Annotated in this window: 2 protein-coding genes; both read right to left on the minus strand. The window is 70.8% G+C overall.

The features are described from left to right. Positions 1 to 4: 4 nt before the first annotated feature. The gene (locus tag QSK35_RS08325; RefSeq protein ID WP_285743904.1) at positions 5 to 1,201 is read right to left on the minus strand and encodes an MFS transporter; all 1,197 of its coding nucleotides are present in this window, start codon (positions 1,199 to 1,201) and stop codon (positions 5 to 7) included. After that, a complete protein-coding gene (locus QSK35_RS08330) occupies positions 1,198 to 22,692 on the minus strand; it encodes a non-ribosomal peptide synthetase (RefSeq protein WP_285743906.1) in 21,495 nt (7,164 codons plus the stop codon). Before QSK35_RS08330 ends, QSK35_RS08325 begins: the two co-directional genes overlap by 4 nt. Between the last annotated feature and the right edge of the window lie 7 nt (positions 22,693 to 22,699).

Genomic DNA, 22,699 nt, shown 5'->3' on the forward strand with positions numbered 1-22,699 from the left:
GCTCCTAAACCAACGCGGGCCACTCGGCGCGGCGCAGCGACTGTTGCGTGGCCGCCCAGCCGACGACTGCGGCGATCAGACCTGCCAACAACAGCACCGACGTCGCGGGCGCCAGGTTCTCCAGCAGGAAACCGGTCAGCGCGGTGCCGAGCAGTGCACCGACGCTGAACAGGGTGAGCACTGCGGCCATGGTCTTGCCGCGGTCCTCGTCGGGCACCACGCGGAACACGAGCACGTCCATCAGTACGCGAGTCGCCGGAAGTCCCATCGAGCCAAGGAGAAGCACGCCACCGACCCACCACGGTCCGTACGGCAACGCCAGCGCCGCGATGAACGGCACCTCGAGGCCGATCACCGCGAGCAGCACCACGCCCGGCCGGAACCGGCGGTGCAGCGGCGCCACCAGTGCCGCGCCGAAGAGACCGCCGACCGCGGTACCGGACAACGCGAGGCCGATCGTCCACGGCGGCGCGTCCTGTCGTTCCAGCACGACCGCGGTGATCAGCACCAGCGGACCGGTCGCGGCGCACATCGCGGTCACCAGCAGCACGGCCACGCGCAGCTTCGCGTCGCGCATCAGCGTTGCGATGCCCTCGAACAGGCCACCGGCGGGGCCGGAACCGGCCGCGGGCGACGCCCGGACGAACAGCACGGTCAGCCACGACACGGCGAACGCGACCGCGCAGAACAGGAACGGCAGCACGGCCTTCATGCCGTACAGCAGGCCACCGAGCGGTGGCCCGGCGAGCCGGGCGGTGTTGATCCGCACCTCCTCCGCGGTGAGCGCCGCGGTCACCTGGTCCGGCGCGACGACGGCCCGGACGAGCAGCATGCGGGTGAGGCCGGCGAACGGTGCCGCGGCGCCGAGCAGCATCGCCACCACGATCAGGTGCGCGAAACCGAGGCCGTCGAAGAACATCGCGATCACGATCGTCGCCGCCGCGACCGCCCGGATTCCCTCGGACAGCAACAGGATCCGCCGCCGGTCGTACCGGTCGACGATGTGCCCGGCGGGCAACCCGACCACCAGCACGGTCGCCAGCAGCGCCGACGCGACGACACCGGCCTTGCCCGGTGACCCGGTCATCGCCAGCACCAGCAACGGGTACGCGACGTCCACGGCCTCCAGGCCGAGATGTCCGGTCACCCCGCCGACCCACAGCGCGTGGAAACTCGAGTTGCGCCGCAACGGCACGCTCATTCCTCACCCCTCACGACGTGCGCGACCACGGCGGCCGCCTCCGGTCCGGTCATCTGGTTGTGGCTCGCCGCGACCAGGTAGGTCGTGATCGAGCCGGTCACGTACGGCCGCCAGTTCCGCGGTGACGCCGATGGGAGCTGGTCCACCGCGGCGGCGAGGTGCACGACGTCGCCGTGGAAGACGGGCGGGGTGTGCGCGTGCGCGATGCGGCCGTTGTTGCGGAACGTCGCGGTGATCGCGTCGATCCGCTCGGGCGAGAGCTCGCACGGCACGCTCACGTTGTCCCGCAACAGCTCCGCGACCTGCGCGGCGGTGAGCGGCTCATCAGAGGAGGACGCCCCGAACACCTCCAGCAGCAACGACAGGGCTTCGTGCTCCGAAGGATCGGTGAAGGGCGCGTCGAGCGCGGGATAGGAGTCGAGCAACCCCACCAGCGCGACCTTCTCGCCGGATTCCTCCAGTGCGGCGGCGATCGCGTGCGCCAGCGTGCCGCCGAACGACCAGCCGAGCAGGTGGTAGGGGCCGGACGGCTGGATCTCGCGGATGTGCTCGAGGTGCTGCGCCGCGAGCTCGTCGGCCGTGGCCGGCATCAGCGAGGGATCCGACAGGCTGGGCGCCTGCAGCCCGTACACCGGCTGGTCCGGGTCGAGGTGACGCAGCAGCCCGGAGTACGACCACGCCAGGCCACCGGCGGGGTGCACGCAGAACAACGGCGGCCGGTCGTCGCCGAGCCGCAGCGGCAGCACGGGTGCGAACGGGTCGCCCCGCTCCTCGCTGCCGAGCAACGCGGCCAGCGCCGCAGGTGTTGGCGCGACGTACAGATCACGCACGGACAGGCCGCCGCCGAGCCGGCTGATCAGCTTCGCGGCGAGCAGGGAATGTCCGCCCAGCGCGAAGAAGTCCTCGTCGACACCGACCGACTCGACGCCGAACAGCGAGGCGAACACGCGGCAGATCAGTGCCTCGCGCCAGGTGGCCGGTGCGCGTCCGGACGGCAGCGGCGCGGGGTCGGGCAACGCCGACCGGTCGAGCTTTCCGTTGCCCGCCAACGGCATCGCGTCCAGTATCTCGATCCGGGCCGGGATCATGTGGTCGGGCAACGCGCGGGCCAGCCGATCGCGCACCGAACCGACCGGTCCGTCCGCCACGATCCACCCGACGAGCCGGCCGTGCCGCATCCCGGCGGCAGCGAGCCGCACGTGCGGCAGGGCGGTCAGCGCCGCCTCGACCGCGCCCAGCTCGACCCGGTGACCGCGCACCTTCACCTGGTCGTCGTCCCGGCCCAGGTAGTGCAGCACCCCGTGGTTGTCCCAGCGCACGAGGTCGCCGGTCCGGTACATGCGCCCACCGGCACACGCGACGAAACGCGAGGCGGTCAGCGCGGGCCGGTTCCAGTAGCCGCGCGCCACCTGCGGACCGGCGACGTAGAGCTCGCCCACCACCCCCGGCGGCACCGGCCGCAGCCGCGAGTCCAGCACGTGCACCGACGTTCCGGGCACGGGCCGGCCGATCGGCACCGGGCCGTCGGCCGTCGAGGCCCGGTGCACCACACACCCGACGGTGGCCTCCGTGGGGCCGTACTCGTTGAACACCGCGTCGGACAGCCACGGCCGCAGCATCTCGCCGAGCAGCTGTTCGCCGCCGACCACGATGTCGCGGCACGGCACCGGTTCGAATAGCGTGAGGTGGCTCGGGGTCAGCTTGACGAACGCGGAGTTGTTGCCGCCCAAAGCACCCACGTCGACCCGGCCGCCGGAGACCAGCGGTCCCCACAGCGAGGTGACCGTGAGGTCGACGGCGATCGACGAGTGCAGCAACGCCGAGTCGCGCAGCGCCGGGTAGGTGTCGACCGCGACCCGCAGATACGTGGCGAGCGAGCGGTGGTCGACCACGACGCCCTTCGGGACGCCGGTGGATCCGGACGTGTACATCAGGTAGGCCGCGTGCGCGGGATCCACGGGTTCCAGGTCGCGGTCGTCATCCGCGGGTTCCGGCCAATCCGCGGTCACCTCGACCGAGAAGGACGAATCCTTCGTCATGCCGGTGATCCACTCCGGTGGCGACGCGGGATCGACCGGCACGTAGGCCGCCCCGGACTTCAGCACGGCGAGCAGCGCCACGACCAGCCGCGTGGATCGCGGAACGCTGACCCGCACCCGGCGGTCGGGCCCGGCGCCGAACCCGCGCAGGCTCCGCGCCAGCCGGTTGGCCTGCGCGTTGAGCTCGGCGTAGGTGAGCACGAAGCCATCGGACGCCACCGCGGGCGCGTCGGGTGTGCGGGCGACCTGGGCCTCGAACAGCGATACGACCGTCGCGTCGGACGGCACGAGATCCGGACCGACCGACCAGGTCGCGAGTTCCGCGCGCTCGTCCGCGGGCAGCACGTCCACGGATCCCACGGACATGCCGGGGTCGCGCGTCACCTGGTCCAGCACGGTGATCAGCCGCCGCACCAGCCGATCGACGGTCTCGCGGTCGAACAGGTCGGTGCGGAACTCGGCGCCACACCGACCACCGCCGGGACCCGCGAAGTAACAGAACGCGAGGTCGAACTTGGCGGTCGTGGTGTCGCCGGGCACCTCGGTCACCTCGACGCCGGGCAGATCGGGCGCGGGCGGGTCGAAGTCGCGGATCATCAGCAGCACCTGGAACAACGGGTGCCGCGACAGCGTGCGCTCCGGGTTCAGCACCTCCACGAGCCGTTCGAACGGGACGTCCTGGTGCTCGTACGCCGCGAGGTCGGTCTCCCGGACCCGCGCCAGCAGTTCACAGAACGACGGGTCACCGGACACGTCCGTCCGCAGCACCAGCGTGTTCAGGAAGCACCCGACCAGCTCGTCGAGTGCCGTGTCGGCGCGGCCGGCGACGGGCGTACCGATCGGGATGTCCGTGCCCGCGCCGTGCCGCGACAACACGAGCGCCAGCGCCGCCTGCAACACCATGAAAACGGTCGTGCCGGTGGTGCGGGCCAGGTGCTCGATCCGTTCGTGCAGCGAAAGGTCCACGTCGACGAGCACGTGGTCACCGGCCGGCCCAGCGACCGCGGGATGCGGCCGGTCCACCGGCAGCACCAGCTCCTCAGGCAGCCCGGCGAGCTCACGGCGCCAGAACTCGACCTGCCGCGAGTACGAACTGTCCATATCGGACTCATCACCGAGCGCCTCGCGCTGCCACAGGGTGAAGTCCGCGTACTGGACGGGCAACGGCTGCCAGTCGGGAAAAGCACCCCGAATACGCGCGCGGTAGGCCGTTGCGACGTCGCGCACGAGCGGCCCCATCGACCAGCCGTCGCCCGCGACGTGATGCAACACCAGCTGGACCAGGTACTCCTCGTGCCCCACCACGAAGAGCCCGGCCCGGACCGGCAGGTCCCGGCTCAGGTCGAACGGCCGGTCGGCGAACTCGGGGTCGAAGTCCAGCACGGACAACACGTCCCGCGGCTCGACCACCCGCTGGTACGGCTCGTCGCCGACCGGCACGAACACCGTGCGCAGCGACTCATGCCGGGCAATGACGTCCAGCAGAGCGGAACGCAACGCCGGGACGTCCAGGTCGCCGGACAGCCGGAGGGTGAACCGCATGTGGTAGGCCGCGCCGGCCAGGCCGAGCCGGTCCAGGAACCAGATCCGGCGCTGCGCATACGACAACGGCACCCGCTCACCGCGTTCCCGCGGCACCAGGGCGGCTTGCGAAGCCCGGCCGGTCGACAGTTCCCCGGCGAGCGCGGCGACGGTCGGCGCCCGGAAGACCGACCGGACCGACAGCCGCACGCCGAAGGCGGCGTCGATGCGGCTCACCAGCTTCGTGGCCAGCAGCGAGTGACCGCCCAGCAGGAAGAAGTCGTCGTCGATCCCGACGCGCGGCACACCGAGCAGCTCGGCGAAGAGCCCGCACAGGATCTCCTCGCGCGCGTCGCGGGGCGCCCGGTCGCCAGTGGTGAACGACGGATCCGGCAGCGCGCGCCGATCCACCTTGCCGTTCAACGTGATCGGCAACGTCTCCAGCGCGACGATCGCGGCGGGCACCATGTAGTCCGGCAGCTTCATCGCGACGTGCGCGCGGATCTCGGCCACGTCCACACACGCGGGGATGACGTAGCCGACAAGCTGCTTGTCCCCCGCCGCGTCCCGCCGGACAGCGACGACGGCCTGGCTGACCACGGGATGACCGGCGAGCGCCGCCTCGACCTCACCCAGCTCGATCCGGAACCCGCGCAGCTTCACCTGTTCGTCGGCGCGGCCAAGGAATTCGAGCACGCCGGTCGAGGTCCACCGCACCTGGTCGCCCGTGCGGTACATCCGCTCACCAGAGCCGAACGGGCACGCCACGAACCGTTCCGCGGTCTGCGCGCCCCGGCCGTGATAGCCGCGCGCCAACCCGGAACCGGCCAGGTAGAGGTCGCCCGGAACACCGGACGGCACGAGCCGCAGCCGGGCGTCGAGCACGTACATCCGCGTGTCGTCGAGCGGCCGCCCGATCGGTACCACAGCGGGAACATCGCGCAACGACCGCATCGGGTGCGACGTCACGCACAGCGTCGCCTCGGTCGGCCCGTAGCTGTTCACCACGACCGTGCCGGGGCACGCCTCCAGCACCGGCCGCACGGCCGCGGCGGGCACGACGTCCCCACCCGTCCACACCTCGCCCACACCGGCGAAGCAGTCCGGCGCCTCCTCGGCGAGCACGGTGAACAACCCGGCCGTCGCGTGCACCGCGGTCACACCGTGGTCGGCGATCAGCCCGCGCATGATCGACGCGTCGAGCAGTCCGTGCGGCGCGACGACGACCGTGCCGCCGCGCAACAACGGCACCCACAGCTCGTAGGTCGAGACGTCGAACGCGTGCGACGAGTGGAACAGCACGGTGTCGTGCGCCGAGTCCGCGAACGCGGTGTCGCGCGCCAGGGCGACCACATCCCGTTGCCGCACAGCGACACCCTTGGGCACACCGGTCGAACCGGACGTGTACATGACGTACGCGAGCTGCTCGGGATGCACTGCCACACCGAGGTTCTCCGCCGCACCCCGAGGAAGATCGTCAGTGATCACCAGGGAAACGCCCGCGTCCTCCAGCACGAGCCGCTGCCTGCTCTCCGGCGCGCGGTCGTCGACGGGCACGTACACGCCGCCCGCCTTGGTGATCGCGATGATCGCGACGAGCAGGTCGGCCGACCGCCGCATCCGCACCCCGACCGGCGTCTCCGGCCGCACTCCGCGCGAAACGAGCGTCCGTGCCACGTAGTTGGCCCACGAGTTCAGCTCGCGATACGACAGAGACACACCGGATGCCACGATCGCGGGAGCATCGGGCGACAAAGCCACCTGCGCCTCGAACGCCGAGCTAAGGGTGTCGTCACGATGCCCGGCCACCGGACCGGTGGAGAACTCCTGCAGCAGCGCGCGTTCCTCGGCGCCGAGCACGTCGAGCGCCCCGATCCGGATGTCCGGATCCGTGGCCATGCCGTCGAGTACGCGCACGATCCGTTCCAGGATCGCCTCGACCGTCTCGGGGTCGAACAGGTCCGCCCGGTACTCGGTGAAGCACCGGATGCCCGCGGGCTCGCCGTTGCGCCCGTGCTGTTCGCTGAAGTTCAGCGACAGGTCGAACTTCGCGCTGGGCAGGTCGGCCGGTTCCTGCGCGACCGCGACACCGGGCAGCTCGAGCGTTCCGTCGTCGGCGTTCAACGTGGTGAGCACGACCTGGAACAGCGGGTGCCGCGACTCCGAACGCGGCGGGTTGAGCAGCTCGACGAGCCGTTCGAACGGCAGGTCCTGGTTCGAGTGCGCGGCGAGGTCGGTCTCGCGCACCCGGTCGAGCAGCTCGCGCACCGTCGGGTCGCCGGACGTGTCGGTGCGCAGCACCAGCGTGTTGAGGAAGCAGCCGACGAGGTCGTCGAGCGCGACGTCGGTGCGGCCGGCGAGCGGCGTGCCGATCGGGATGTCCTCGCCCGCACCGAGCCTGGTCAGCACGACGGCCAGCGCCGCCTGCACCACCATGAACATGGTCGTGCCGGTGGTTCGCGCCAGGCCGGCCACACGGGTGTGCAGACTCGCGTCGATCTTCATCGCCACCGCGGCACCCGGTTGCGCGGCGGACCGCGGCCGGTCGTACGGCAGGGCCAGCTCGTCCGGCAGGTCCCGCAGAGCGTTGCGCCAGAACCCGATCTGCCGGGCGATCACGCTGTCCGGGTCCTGCTCGTCGCCCAGCACCTCGCGCTGCCACAGCGTGTGATCGGCGTACTGCACCGGCAACGGTGCCCAGTCCGGCGCGAGACCGCCGAGCCGGGCCGCGTAGGCCACGCTGAGGTCGCGGGCGAACGGCGCGGTGGACCAGCCGTCCGCGCCGATGTGGTGCAGCACCAGCAGCAGCACATGCTCCTGCGGCGCGAGGACGTATAGCGTCGCGCGCAGTGGCAGGTCCCGGGTGAGGTCGAACTCGGCATGCGTGTCGAACCCGGCCAGACCGTCCACAACGGACAGCTCGGGCACATCGTCACCGACGACCTGGTACGGCTCGCCGTCGATCTCGGGGAACGTCGTGCGCAGCGACTCGTGCCGCCACGCGACGTCCGCCAGCGCGTGCCGCAACGCCGCCCGGTCCAGCTTCCCGCGCAGCCGCAGCACTACGGGCATCGTGTACGCCGCGCCGCCGACGAACTGGTTGAGGAACCACAGCCTGCGTTGCGCGAACGACAACGGCACCCGATCGGGCCGGGGCACCGGCCGCAACGGCGGCCGGGCCGCGTCGGCGTCGTCCAGCCCGGTCAGCAGGCCCAGCGGTGTGGGCTCGGTGAAGACGTCGCGGATCGGCAGCTCGACGCCGAACGCGTCACGGATCCGGCTCACCAGCTTCGTGGCCAGCAGCGAATGCCCGCCGAGCGCGAAGAAGTCGTCGTCCACGCCGACCTGCGGGACGCCCAGCACGCTGCTGAACAGGTCGCACATCAACGCTTCCCGGGCTGTGCGCGGCGCCCGGCCGGTCGCGGTGAACCGCGGTGCTGGTAGCGCCCGGCGGTTCAGCTTTCCGTTGGCGGTCAACGGAAGCGCGTCCAGCACGACGATCGCCGACGGCACCATGTAGTCCGGCAGCACAAGAGCCATTGCGCGCCGGATCACATCCTGGCGCACCTCACCGACGACGTACCCGACGAGCCGGTCGTCGCGCGCGACGACGGCGGCGTTGCGCACGCCCTCCTGCCGCGCGAGCACCGCCTCGACCTCGCCGAGCTCGACCCGGTTGCCGCGGATCTTGACCTGGTCGTCGCTCCGGCCGACGCACGTGAGCGTGCCGTCGTCGTTCCACCGCACGATGTCGCCGGTGCGGTACATCCGCGCGCCCGCCTGGAACGGGTCGGCGACGAACCGCGCGGCCGTGAGCGCGGACCGGCCCAGATAACCGCGGGCGACGTTCACGCCGGACACGTACAGCTCGCCGTTCACACCGGGTGGCGTCATCCGCAGCCGCTCGTCGAGCACGTACGCGGTGACGTGCGGGAACGGCCGGCCGATCGGCACCTGACCGGCCGGCGTCGGCTCACCGGGCGACAGCCGGTGCTCGGTGCAGTTGACCGTCGCCTCGGTCGGGCCGTAGACGCTGAACACCGTGACGTCCGGGTGCCGCTGCCGCCACGGGTCCAGCACCTCGCCGAGCAGGTGCTCGCCACCGAACAGGATCTCCCTGGTCGGCGAGGTGTCGTCCGGCAGCAACGGCAGGTGGCTCGGCGTGGCCTTCATGAAGGTCGGCCGGGCGCCGTCGTCCAGAGTGGACACTTCGAGACAGCCGCCGGTGGTGAGCGTGCCCCACAAGCCGGTCACTGTGAGGTCGAACGCGAACGACGTGTGTAGCAGGGTCCGTCCGCGCAGCGCGGGATACGCCGACGCGCAGTACTCCAGGTAGGCCGCGACCGAGCGGTGCTCGACGACGACACCCTTGGGCTGCCCGGTCGAGCCCGACGTGTAGATGACGTACGCGGCGTGCTCGGGGGCCGTGACGTGCGGCGGTTCGGTGTCAGGTCCGTCGGCCAGCAGCAGCTCAGGCGTGATCACGACGACCGGGGAAGCGTCGTCGATGATCTGCTCGACGCGGTCCGCCGGGTGGTCGAGGTCCAGCGGCAGGTAGGCGGCACCGGACTTGAGCACCGCCAGCATCGCGATCACGTAGTCGGCCGAGCGCGGCAACGCGATCGCGACCACCTGTTCCGGCCCGGCACCCCGCGCGATCAGATGATGCGCCAACCGGTTCGCGCGGGCGTTCAGCTCGGCATAGGTCAGCGTCCCGTCGCCGTACACCAGCGCGGACGAGTACGGACCGCGCCGAACCTGGTGCTGGAACAACGAATGCAGCGTCCGGGCCGGCGCCGAGTGGTTGCCGAACTGGACGAGCCGCTGCCGTTCCGCGGGATCGACCAGATCGGCCGCGCTGACCGGCGCGTCCGGATCGGCCAGCACCGCGGTGAGCAGCCGGCTGAACCGGTCCGCGAGCCGCTGCACGCCGCACCGGTCGAACAGGTCCGTGCGGTAGGTGAGCGTGCCCTCGCGTTCGTCGAAGCTGAACGCCAGGTCGTACTTCGCCTCCGTGCCACCGGCTTCCTCGGGCACCACCTCGAGACCGGGCAGATCGAGCACCGGCTCCTCGTTGTTCTGCACGGTCAGCATGACCTGGAACAGCCGGCGACTGCTCGGGTTGAGCACCTCGACGAGCCGGTCGAGCTGGACGTCGGCGTGCGCGTAGGCCTTCAGATCCGTCTCACGGACGCGGCCGAGCAGCTCGCGGAACGACGGGTCGCCCGACACGTCCGTGCGCAGCACCAGCGTGTTGACGAAGAACCCGACCAGATCGTCGAGCGCGGCGTCGGTGCGGCCCGCGACCGCGGTGCCGATCGGGATGTCGGTGCCAGCGCCGATCCGCGTCAGCAACGCCGCCACAGCGGCCTGCAACACCATGTGTGGGGTCGTGCCGGTGCTCCTCGCCAGCTCGGCGATGCCTGATGGCAGCGAGATCTCGACCGTGTCCGCACCCGGACCGGCGCCCCGGCCGGTGGGCAGGTTCAGTGACTCCGGCAGACCGGCCAGCTCGCTCGTCCAGAAGTCGAGCTGGCGGTCGAGATCGAGCATCTCGTGCTGCCACAACGCGTAGTCCGCGTACTGGACGGGCAATGGAACCCAGTCCGGCTCGACACCGGAAACCCGTGCCGCATAGGCCGTGGAGAGGTCCCGGGCCAGCGGGACCAGCGACCAGCCGTCACCCGCGATGTGGTGCAGCACGATCTCCAGCACGTGATCGTCGCCGTCCGGAGTGAGCGAGAAACGGATGGGAATGTCCTTCGTCAGGTCGAACCGCGACGGCCACTCCGGCGAGTCGACGACAACCTGGTACGGCTCCCCGTCGACTTCAGGGAAGATCGTCCGCAACGACTCGTGCCGCGCCAGCACGTCCGACATCGCCAGCCGCAACGCCGACGCGTCGAGCTTTCCCTTGAGCCGCAACCGCATCGGCACGTCATAGGCAGTGCTGTCCGGGTCGAGCCGGTGCAGGAACCACAGTCTGCGCTGCGCGGGCGAGAGCGGCACGCGCGCCGGGCGAGGCCGCGCGGTCAGCCGGGGCCGCACCGATCCCGTGGCGATCTCGGCGAGCCGCTGCGGGGTGGGTGCGTCGAACACGGCCTGCAGCGGCACGTCGGCACCGAGCGCGGTCCGCACCCGGCTCAGCAGCTTCGTCGCGAGCAGCGAGTGTCCGCCGAGCGCGAAGAAGTCGTCCTGCGGGCCAACGGTTTCCACCCCGAGCACCTCGGCGAACAGCCCGCACAGGATCTCCTCGCGGGCACCGCGTGGCCGGGACTCGGAGCCGGTGGGCGCGGGCAACGCGGCCCGGTCGAGCTTGCCGTGCGGCGTCAGCGGAAGCTCGGCCAGCGCGACGATCGCCGGCACCAGGTAGCTCGGCAGGCTGGCCGCACAAACGGCGCGCAGCGCGGCGGTGTCGGCGGTCTCGGGCGTCACGTAGGCGACGAGCTGTTCGTCGCGCAGCACGACGACGGCGTCCCGGACGTGTCCGGCGAGCACGGCCCGGATCTCCCCGAGCTCGATCCGGACACCGCGCAGCTTGACCTGCTCGTCGGCGCGGCCGAGGAAGTGCAGCCGCCCGGCGGAGTCCCAGCGCACGACGTCACCCGTGCGGTACATGCGCTGCCCGGCCTCGAACGGGTTCGCGACGAACCGCTCGGCCGTGAGCGCAGCCCGGCGCCAGTACCCGGCGGCGAGGCCGGCGCCCGCGATGTACAGCTCGCCCGGCACGCCCGGCGGCACCGGCCGCAGCCACTCGTCCAGCACGTACGTGCGGGTGTTCTTGATCGGCTTACCGATCGGCGCCACACCGCCGGTCACCGGCTCACTCAAGGTCGTGCACACGGTCGACTCGGTCGGCCCGTAGCCGTTGATCGCCGACCAGCGCGCGGCGAGCTCGGGCGGGACCGCCTCACCGGTGATGATGAGCCGCTCCAGCGACGGCAGCGGCCGGGTGAACGCCGCCACCACGGTCGGCGTCAGGACGGTGTGGGTGATCGCCTGCGCGTGCATGAAGTCCGCGATCGACAGGCGTTCCTCGTCCGACGGGATCACGAGCGCGGCACCGGACAGCAGGGCGTGGCACGTCTCGAAGAAGATCGCGTCGAAGCCGAGGGCGGAGAACTGCAGCACGCGCTTCCCGACGCCGCCACCGAGGTGTTCGGCCTGCACGGCGACGAGGGTCGCGAAACCGTTGTGCGTCACCGCGACGCCCTTCGGCCGGCCGGTCGAGCCCGAGGTGTACGAGAGGTACGCGACCGTGCCGGGCGGCACCTCGACGCACGGGTCGAAGCAGCCGAAGGTGTCCGGTACTTCCCGCAACACCAACGCGGGCCGCGCGTCGTCGAGCAGGAACGCGATCCGCTCGGCCGGGTACGCGGGGTCGATCGTCAGGTAGGCGGCACCGGCGCGCATCACCGCCAGCATCGCGATGATCGTGTCCGCGGACCGCGGCAGCAACAACGCCACCACATCACCGACGCCGACGCCCTGGTCCGCCAGCCACCCCGCGAGCCGGCCCACGTGCTCGTCGAGTCCCATGTAGGACAACGACGTCTCGGCGCTCACCACCGCGACCGCGTCCGGCGTGCGCCGGACCTGGGCGCGGAACAGGCAGTCGAACGACGCCGCGGGGATCTCGGCACGGGTGTCGATCCACTCGCCAAGCACGCGCGCGCGTTCCGTCCGCGTCAGCACGTCGACCTGGCTGAGCCGCAACTCCGGATCAGTGGTGACCTCGCGCAGCAGCCGCACGAGCCGGGTCGTCAGCGACCGCACGGTGTGCGGCTCGAAGAGGTCCGTGCGGAACTCCGCCACGCCGTGCATGCCACCGGCGTGCTCGTCGAGGCTGATCGCCAGGTCGAACGTCACGCCACCGGTCGGCACCCGCTCGGGCGTCGCGGTCACGCCGGGCAGGTCCAGCACCGCCTCGGCGTTGTTCTGCAACGCCAGCAACACCTGGATCAACGGGTGATGCGCGGTGGACCGCACCGGGTTCAGCTCCTCGACGAGCAGCTCGAACGGCACGTCCTGATGCGCGTACGCAGCGAGGTCCGTCTCGCGCACCCGTACCAGCAGCTCCAGGAACGACGGATCGCCGTGCACATCGGTGCGCAACACCAGGGTGTTCACGAAGAACCCGACCAGGTTGTCGAGCGCCTCGTCGGTGCGCCCGGCGATCGGCGTGCCGATCGGGATGTCCGTCCCCGCACCGAGTCCGCGCAACAGCAGCGCCAGCGCCGCCTGGATCACCATGAACACGGTCGTGCCGCTCGACCGCGCCAGCGCCACGATGTCCTGGTACAGAGCGACGTCCACGTCGAACGTCACGCGGTCGCCCTCGCGTCCGGCGACCGCGGGGCGCGGATGGTCTACCGGCAGCTCCAGCCGTTCGGGCAGCCCGGCGAGCGCATCCCGCCAGTACTCGATCTGACCGTCCAGGTCGAGCACGTCCCGTTGCCACAGCGCATAGTCCGCGTACTGGACGGGCAACGGCTCCCACTCCGGTTCACCACCGGAAACCCGTGCCGCATAGGCCTGCGACAGGTCCCGGGCCAGCGGCGCGAGCGACCAGCCGTCCGCCGCGATGTGGTGCACGACGATGTCCAGGACGTGCTCGTCGCCGTGTGATGTCAACGAGAACCGGACCGGGATGTCCTTGGTCAGGTCGAACCGCTCCGGCCACTCCGGCGAGTCGACCACGACCTGGTACGGCTCCCCGTCAACCTCAGGGAAGATCGTCCGCAACGACTCGTGCCTGTTGAGCACGTCCGACATCGCCAACCGCAATGCCTCGGCGTTCAGTTTTCCCTTCAGCCGCAACCGCATCGGCAGGTCATAGGCCGTGCTGTCCGGATCGAGCCTATGCAGGAACCACAGCCTGCGCTGACCGAACGACAACGGCACCCGGTTCGGCCGCGCCACCGGCACCAGCGGCAGGCGCGCGCGTTCGCCGTTGTCCACCAGCTCGGCGAGTCCGGCCGGCGTGGGTGCGCTGAAGACGGCCTGGATCGGCACGTCCGCACCGAGCCGTGAGCGAATCCGGCTGACAAGGCGAGTCGCGAGCAGCGAATGACCGCCGAGCGCGAAGAAGTTGTCGTCCACGCCGACCGAGGCGATCCCGATCACGTCGGCGAACAACGTGCACAGCTGCCGTTCCACGGCGTTCCGCGGCTCCCGCGACGGTGCCTGGTGCTCACGCGACATCAGCGCCGCGCGATCGACCTTGCCGTTCGGCGTCAACGGAAGCTCGTCGACGGTCACGAACCCGGCCGGCACCATGTGCTCCGGCAGCACGGACGCCACGAACGCGCGCAGCGCTGCGACGTCCACCGTGGACGGTGTGACACACCCGATCAGCCGGCGTTCGTGCAGGACGGCCTTCGCGGCCCGCACCCCGGCGAACCGCCCGAGCACCGCCTCGACCTCGCCGAGCTCGACCCGCAGGCCGCGGATCTTCACCTGGTCGTCGGTTCGTCCGATGAAGTGCAGCTTGCCGTCGTTGTCCCACCGCACGAGGTCGCCGGTGCGGTAGATACGCCCCTCCCCGAAGGGGTTCGCAACGAATCGTTCCGCGGTGCGGTCGGCTCGACCGAGGTAGCCGCGGGCGAGGCCGGGTCCCCCGATGTACAGCTCGCCCGGCACCCCCACGGGCACCGGCCGCAACGAGGCGTCCAGCACGTAGTTCGGGACGTTCCACAGTGGACAGCCGATCGACGCGACCGCGGGCCACGTGTCCACGTCCGGGTCGAGGAACTCCATCGACGACGTGTGGATCTCCGCGGGGCCGTACGAGTTGCGCACGCGCAGGTTCGGGTGCGCGCGGCACAGCTCCCGCAGCGCCGGCCCGAGCCGGAACGCCTCGCCACCCTGCAGCAGCTCCCGGAGCTGCCCGAGCGCGTCGGGCGCAACCTCCAGCAGCGCGTCGATCACCGGCAGCGGCGCAAACAGCCGGGTGACCTCGTGGCGCCGCAGCCACGCCGCGAACCGCTCCATGTCGCGCCGCACGTCGTCGGGCGCGATGACGAGCGTGCCGCCGGAGGCCAGCACCGGCAGCACTTCCATGATGACGAAGTCGAAGGCCAGCGACAGGAACTGCGCGGTACGGCCGCTCGTGTCGCACTCGCTGACGTGCCACGCGATCAGGTTCCGCATGCTGCGGACCGTCTGGACGATGCCCTTGGGTGTGCCGGTCGAGCCCGACGTGTAGACCAGGTACGCCGGGTGGTCCGGCAGGAGGTCGGGCAGCTGTAGGGCGTCGTCGGGTTCGTCGGCCGACGCGTCGGTGATGACGTACACGGGACGCGCGTCGGCGAGGATCGTGTCGATGCGGTCGCGGGGCTGCTCGATGTCGAGGGTCAGGAAGGCGGCGCCGGTCTTGGCGATGGCCACGAGGGCGACCGCCAGGTCGAGCGATCGGGGCAGGGCGACCGCGACGACGCGCTCGGGTCCGGCGCCCTCGCCGAGCAACCTGCGCGCTAGGCGGTTGGATCGCTCATCCAACTGCCGATAAGTCAGGTTTCCTGTTTCAAGTTTTCTGCAAGTACCACCAAATGAAGGGTTGGTAGTATTTGCGGACCCCATCTCGGCCTCATACACCACCGCCACCGCATCCGGCGTGCGCCGCACCTGCGCCGCGAACAGCGACGCAAACGTTTCCGGCGCGACTTCGACCTCGGTCGAGTTCCACTCGACCAGAATCCGCTGCCGCTCCTCGACACCAAGGATCTCGATCTCGCTGATCGGCCGGCCGGGTTCCTCGACGACCGCCGCCAGGAACCGGACCAGCCGCGCGGACAGAGTCTCAACGGTCGCGCGGTCGAACAGGTCCGCGCTGTACTCGACCTCCCCCTCGATCCCCGGCACCCCGTCCTGCTCACGCAGGTTGAAGTTCAGATCGAACTTGGCCGCGTCGATGCTGACATCGATCCCCCGCTCCGCACCGGGCAGCGACAGCACGCTGTGCTCGTTGTTCTGCAGCACGAGCATCACCTGGAACAGCGGGTGCCGCGCGGCCGACCGGACCGGATTGAGCAGCTCCACCAGCCGTTCGAACGGCACGTCCTGGTGCGCATACGCGGCGAGGTCCACCTCCCGCACGCGGCCGAGCAGCTCCCGGAAGGTCGGGTCACCGCTCACGTCGGTCCGCAACACCAGGGTGTTCACGAAGAACCCGACCAGGTCGTCCAGCGCCTCGTCGGTGCGACCGGCGACCGCGGACCCGAGCGGGATGTCGGTACCCGCACCGAGCCTGGTCAGCAACGCGGACAGGGCCGTTTGCAGCACCATGAACAACGTGGCGTCGCACCCGCGGGCCAGATCGAGCAGCCTTTGGTGCAGCGAAGGCTCCAACCGAATGGGCACGACACCGCCGCGATAGCTCGGCTGCGCGGGCCGTAGCCGATCGGCGGGCAGCGCGATCTCCGCTGGCAGACCCTCCAGCGCCCGCGTCCAGAACTCCTCCTGGGCCGGCAGATCGGCGAGCTCCCGTTGCCACAGCGTGTAGTCCGCGTACTGCACGGGCAGATCAGGCCACGACGGCGCCACACCGGAAACCCGCGCCGCATAAGCAACAGACAGGTCGCGCGCCAGCGGCACCATCGACCAGCCGTCGCCCGCGATGTGGTGCACCAGCAGCAGGAAGCCGTACCCCTCGTCAAGAGAGAACAGCGAAGCCCGCACCGGCAGGTCCACCGACAAGTCGAACGGCTCCACCTTGAACCGCTCGATCTCCGGATCGTCCATCAGGGACGGAACCCGGTCGACCACCAGCTGGTACGGCTCGCCATCGAGATCCGGGTAGATCGTGCGCAACGCCTCGTGCCGCCACACGACGTCCTGCAACGCCAGCTCGAACGCCGCGACGTCGAGGTCCGCGGACAACGTCACGTAGAACGGCATGTGGTAGTTGGCGCTGTCCTCGAACCGGTTGAGGAACCACAGCCGCTGCTGCGCGAACGACAGCGGCACGCGCTCGGGCCGTTCCCGGCGCACCAGCGGGGTGCGCGCTTCCGCGAAGCTCTGCGCGGCGAGCGCGGCGACCGTGGGCGCGGCGAACACGGCCCGGATCGGCAGCTCGACGCCGAGCGCGGCCCGGACGCGGCTGACCAGCCGGGTGGCGAGCAGCGAATGACCGCCCAGCGCGAAGAACGAGTCGTCCACGCCCACGCGCGGCACGCCCAGCACGTCCGCGAACAGCCCGCACAGGATCTCCTCGCGCGGCGTGCGCGGCCCGCGACCGACCGACGTGAACTCCGGGGCGGGCAGGGCGGAACGGTCGAGCTTGCCGTGCGACGTCAGCGGCAACGAGTCGAGCGAGACGATCGCCGACGGCAGCATGTAGCTCGGCAGCAACGACTCCAGGTGCTCGCGCAGCCTCGTGCCGCCCACCACGTAGGCGACCAGCACCCCGTCCCGCACGACCACCGCTGCCTGTGTGACGTCCGGGTGCCTGCGCAGCGCGTCCTCGACCTCACCCGGCTCGATCCGGAACCCGCGGATCTGCACCTGGTCGTCGGTACGACCGAGGAACTCCAACTGCCCAGAAGAGTTCCACCGCACCAGGTCACCGGTGCGGTACATGCGCCCGAACGCCGAGGCCACGAATCGTTGCGCGGTCAGGTCCGGCCGGCCCAGGTAGCCGCGGGCGACGTGCGGACCGGACAGGTACAGCTCGCCCGGCACACCGATCGGCACCGGCCGCAGCCGGTCGTCCAGCACGTGCGCGCCGGTGTTCCACAGTGGACGGCCGATCAACGGAACGTCGCCTTCGACCACGCCGCCGACGGTGTCCACCGACGCCTCGGTCGGCCCGTAGAAGTTGTAAACCTTTTCTCCACCGCGCAACGAATTCCACAGGGAGGCGGGCACGTTCTCCCCGCCCAGCAACAGAACCGGGACGCGCAGGCCCGCGTCGAGCAACAGCGAAGCGTACGAGGGCGTGACGTCGAGAGCGCCGATCCCGTGCTCGCCGACGTACCGCACCACGGCGTGCACGTCACGCCGCACGTCCTCGGTCAGCAGGTGCAGCTCGTGCCCCGCGAGCAGCCACAGCAGGCCCTCCCACGAGGTGTCGAACGAGAACGCGGCGGTCAGTGCGAACGATCCCTCGATGATCTCGCGGTGGTCGTGGAACAGGTTGACCACGCCGCGATGCGCGACCACAACACCCTTGGGCCGCCCGGTCGAGCCCGAGGTGTAGATCACGTACGCCGCGTTGTCCGGCGACAGCGGGACATCCAGATCAGCATCGTCCACGGAGGACGGTGTGGCCGACCGCAGCACGAGCACCGGCCGCGCGTCGTCGAGCACGAACTCGAGCCGCTCGTCCGGCTGCGCCAGGTCCAGCGGCAGGTACGCGCCACCGGCCTTGAGCACGGCCAGCAGCGCCACGACGTACTCCGCGGAGCGCGGCAACGCCAGCGCCACCACGGTCTCCGGGCCAACCCCGCGCAGCACCAGGTCGCGGGCCAGCCGGTTCGCCCACGCGTTGAGCGCGCGGAACGTCAGCCGGACGTCCTCACACACCAGAGCGACGGCATCGGGCGTGCGCCGCACCTGCGCCTCGAAGATCCGCGCGATCGTGGTCTCCGGAACATCGCGAACGGGACCGAAGGCATCGACCTCGTCACCCAGCTCGATGTCACCGATGCGGACGTCCGGGTCGGCGGTCACGGCGTCGAGCAGGCGCACGAGCCGGTCGAGCAGCAAGGTCACCGAACCGCGGTCGAACAGGTCCGTGCGGTAGTAGGTCAACGCCGTCAGCCCGGACGAGTCGACCAGGTCCACCATGAGGTCGAACTTGGCCGCGCTCAAGTCAGTCGCTCGCGTCTCGCCCGTCATTCCCACCAGGTCGAGCCGCGCCTCCAGGGCGTTCTCCATGCCGAGCATGACTTGGAACAGCGGGTGGTACGCCGTCGACCGTTCCGGGTTGACCAGCTCCACGACCCGCTCGAACGGCACGTCCTGGTGCGCGAACGCTGCCAGGTCCCTTTCCCGCACGCGCGCCAGCAGCTCGCGGAACGTCGGGTCGCCCGAGGTGTCGGTGCGCAGCACGACCGTGTTGACGAAGAACCCGACGAGGTCGTCGAGCACCTCCTCGGTCCGGCCGGCCACCGGTGAGCCGAGCGGGATGTCCGTGCCCGCGCCCATCCGCGTCAGCAACGCCGACAGCGCCGCCTGCACCACCATGAACAGCGTCGCGCCGTGCGCGGTCGCCAGTCGCCGGATCCGCGCGTGCAGCTCCGGGTCGAACCGCGTCTCGACGACTTCACCGGCGTCCGACGCGACGGCGGGTCGTGGCCGGTCGGTGGGCAGCGGCAGAACCTGCGGCAGACCGGCGAGCGCGTCAGTCCAGAATCCCTCCTGAGTGGACAGATCACCGAGCACGTCCCGTTGCCACAGCGCGTAGTCCGCGTACTGCACGGGCAACGACGGCCAGGCCGGAGATGTACCGGAAACCCGCGCTGCATAAGCGAGCGACAGGTCGCGGGCCAGCGGCGACATCGACCAGCCGTCGGCGGCGATGTGGTGGACCACGATCAGCAACGCGAAGTCCTGCGGCCCCAGCGCGTACAGCGTCACGCGCAGCGGCGGTTCCTGCTCCAGGTCGAACCCGGTCGCCACCTCCGCCGACACGGCCGCGTCCAGCTCGTCCGAAGCGACCGACACCACCGCGAGCTCGGCACCGGACGGCAGTACGACCTGGTGCGGTTCACCGGCGATCTCCTCGAAGACCGTGCGCAGGCTCTCGTGCCGCGTGGTCACGTCCCGCACCGCCTGCCGCAGCGCGGGCACGTCGAGCACACCGGTCAGCCGCACGAAGAACGGCATGTTGTACGCGGGGCCGTGGTCCGCCAGCCGGTTCAGGAACCACAGCCGGTGCTGCGCGAACGACAACGGCAGCCGCTCGGGCCGCTCCCCCGCGACCAGCGGGCGCCGGGCCCGTTGCCCGGAACCGACGTGCTCGGCGAGCCGCGCGACCGTGGGCGCCTCGAAGACGATCCGCAGCGGGATCTCCACGTCCAGCACGGCGGAGATCCGGCTGATCAGCTTGGCCGCTCGCAACGACTGACCGCCGTTGGCGAAGAAGTCGTCGTCGATGCCGATCTCGGGCCGCTCCAGCACGTCCGCGAACAGGTCGCGCAACGTCGCCTCGACCGGCGTGCGCGGCGGCCGTCCGGTCCCGCCCGCAGCCGGTTCGGGCAACGCCCTGCGGTCGACCTTTCCGTTGGGGGTCAACGGGAACTCGTCCACGACCACGATCGCGGACGGAACCATGTAGTCCGGCAACGACCTCGCCGCGTGCGCCCGCAGGTCGTCCGGCGAGACGCGACCGGTCACGTACCCGACAAGCACGGTGTCCCGCGCGACGACAACCGCTCGTGTCACGGCCGGGTGCTCGGCGAGCACGACCTCGACCTCGCCCAGCTCGATCCGGAAGCCGCGGATCTTCACCTGGTCGTCCACGCGGCCGAGAAACTCCAGTGCGCCATCAGAACCCCACCGCGCCAGGTCCCCGGTGCGGTACATGCGTCCGTGCGCACAGGCGACGAACCGTTCCGCGGTCAGCGCGGGCCGGCCGAAGTACCCGCGCGCCAGGCCCGCACCGGTGATGTACAGGTGGCCCTGCATGCCGGGCGCGACCGGCCGGAGGGCGTGGTCCAGCACGTGCACGCCGGTGTTCCGGATCGGTCCGCCGATGTGCACGTGGTCGCCGACGTCGGCCGCGGTCGACCAGATCGTCGTCTCGGTCGGGCCGTAGAGGTTCGTGACGGTGTCGCCGTACTTGCGCATGTCAGCGGCGAGATCGGCGGGCAGCGCCTCGCCACCGACCAGCATCCGCAGGCCCCGCAGGCTTTCCGCGTCCTGCGTCAGCAGCGCCTGCCACAGCGACGGCGTCGCCTGCATGATCGTCACGCGCTCGCGCTGGATCAGGCCGAGCAGTGCCGCCGGATCCCGTACGACGGGCTTCGGCGCCAGGACGACCGCCGCGCCGGACACCAGCGGCACGTACAGCTCCAGGGCCGCGATGTCGAACGCGATCGTCGTGACCGCGGCCAGCCGGTCCCCACCGGACAGCACGAACCGCTCGGCCATCGACAGCACGAAGTTCGTCAGCGCCGACCGCGGGACCACCACGCCCTTGGGCCGTCCGGTCGACCCGGACGTGTACAGCACGAACGTCGGATGTGCCGGTGCCACAGGGATTTCCGGGTTGTCCGCCGAACGGCTCGAGGACTCCGCGAAGAGTGACCCGTCACGGATGGTCAGCGCCGGCTCCGCGTCCCGCAGCACGTACTCGATGCGGCCGGCCGGGTAGTCCGGGTCGATCGGCAGGTACGCGCCGCCGGACTTCAGCACGGCCAGCAGGGCGACGACCAGCTCGACGGATCGCGGCAGCACCAGCGCCACCACCGACTCCGGCCGCACGCCGCGCTCGATCAGCAGATGCGCCAACCGGTTCGCCCGCTCGTTCAGCTCGCGGTAGGTCAGCACGGCGTCCTCGAACACGAGCGCCGTCGCGTCCGGCTGCGAAGCCGCGCGCTCCGCGAACAGGTCCGCGACCGATACGGCCGGCACGTCGTGCGAGGGCCCCTGCGACCACGAGGCGACCTGCGCACGTTCCACCGGAGCGACCACGTCAAGGCACGCCAGCGGTGCGTCGGGATCGGCGCCGGCCGACGCCCGCAGCACGATCTCGAACCGGCACAGGGTGGCCCTGACGTCCTCGATGGAGTAAGCCGCCGGGTTGGCGTTGCAGTCGATGCGCAACGAACCGTCGGGGAACCGGTCGTACACAACGAACGCCATGTCCTCGACCGCGCCGTTGGACAGGTTGTTGGACGCCACCGCCTTCGCCTCGCCGAACGATAAGTCGTAGGAGAACGCCATGTAGTTGACGACCGGCCCGAACAGCCTGCGGCCGACCAGGTTGAGGTCGCGGCGCAGGTCCTCCCACCGGTAACGCTGGTGGCGCACCAGCCGCACGGTCTCCTGGGCGATGTGCCGCAACAGTTCCCGCAGCCCGGCCCTCGGGTCCACCCGCACGCGCAGCGGCAGCTCGTTGGCCATCGTGCCGACGTTGTCACGCGCCGCCGAACCCTTGCGGCCGGGCACGGGCAGGCCCAGCAGCACCTCGTCCGCCTCGGTCGTCCGCTGCAGCTGCACGGCCGTCGCCGCGATCATGACAGCCGACAACGTGGTGCGGCACTCGCGTCCCAAGGCGCGCAACCGGTTCGCCACGTCGGCGGGCACATGCGTGGTGACGCGAAGGAAGTCGCGCGCCGGATCGGCCGTGCGGGGTGAGAACGTGACCGGGTCGGGCGCGCCCGCCATCCGGTCGAGCCAGAACGCGCGGTCCGCCGTGAACTGCTCCGACGCGCGGTACGCGGCGTCGTCGGCCAGGTAGTCCGCCAGCGAGCCCGCGGTGGTCGGTGCGGGGGTTTCGCCGCGCAGCAACGCGTTGTAGATCTCGGACTGCCTGCGCGCCATCATCATGCCGCCGAAGCCGTCGGTGGCGATGTGGTGGCCACGCTGGTACATCAGGGTCCGCTCGTCATCGAGCACGAAGATCGCGACGGTGAACATCGGTCCTCGCGCGAGCTCGACCGGGGTGTGCAGCTCGCGTCGCATCCATTGCAGCGCAACGGCTTCCGGGTCGGACTCAGCACGCAGGTCCAGCACGGACGGTCGCCAGTCCGAGCTGTCGGCCAGCACCTGGCAGACCCAGTCGCCGTCCTGACGCACCCGCACGCGCAGGAAATCCAGTTCCTGGAAGGCCATCCGGGCCGACTCCGCGAGCAGGCGGACGTCCACCGGCCCTCGCAGGTCCAGGTACTCGGCCACACTGTGCGTCGGATTCTGCGGATCGAGTTGCTGGGCGTACCACACACCGGCCTGGGCCGCGGACAGCGAACGCGGAGCGGAGCTCATGGAAACC

It is taken from the genome of Lentzea sp. NBRC 105346, from assembly GCF_030269605.1.
In the GTDB taxonomy this organism is placed as follows: domain Bacteria; phylum Actinomycetota; class Actinomycetes; order Mycobacteriales; family Pseudonocardiaceae; genus Lentzea.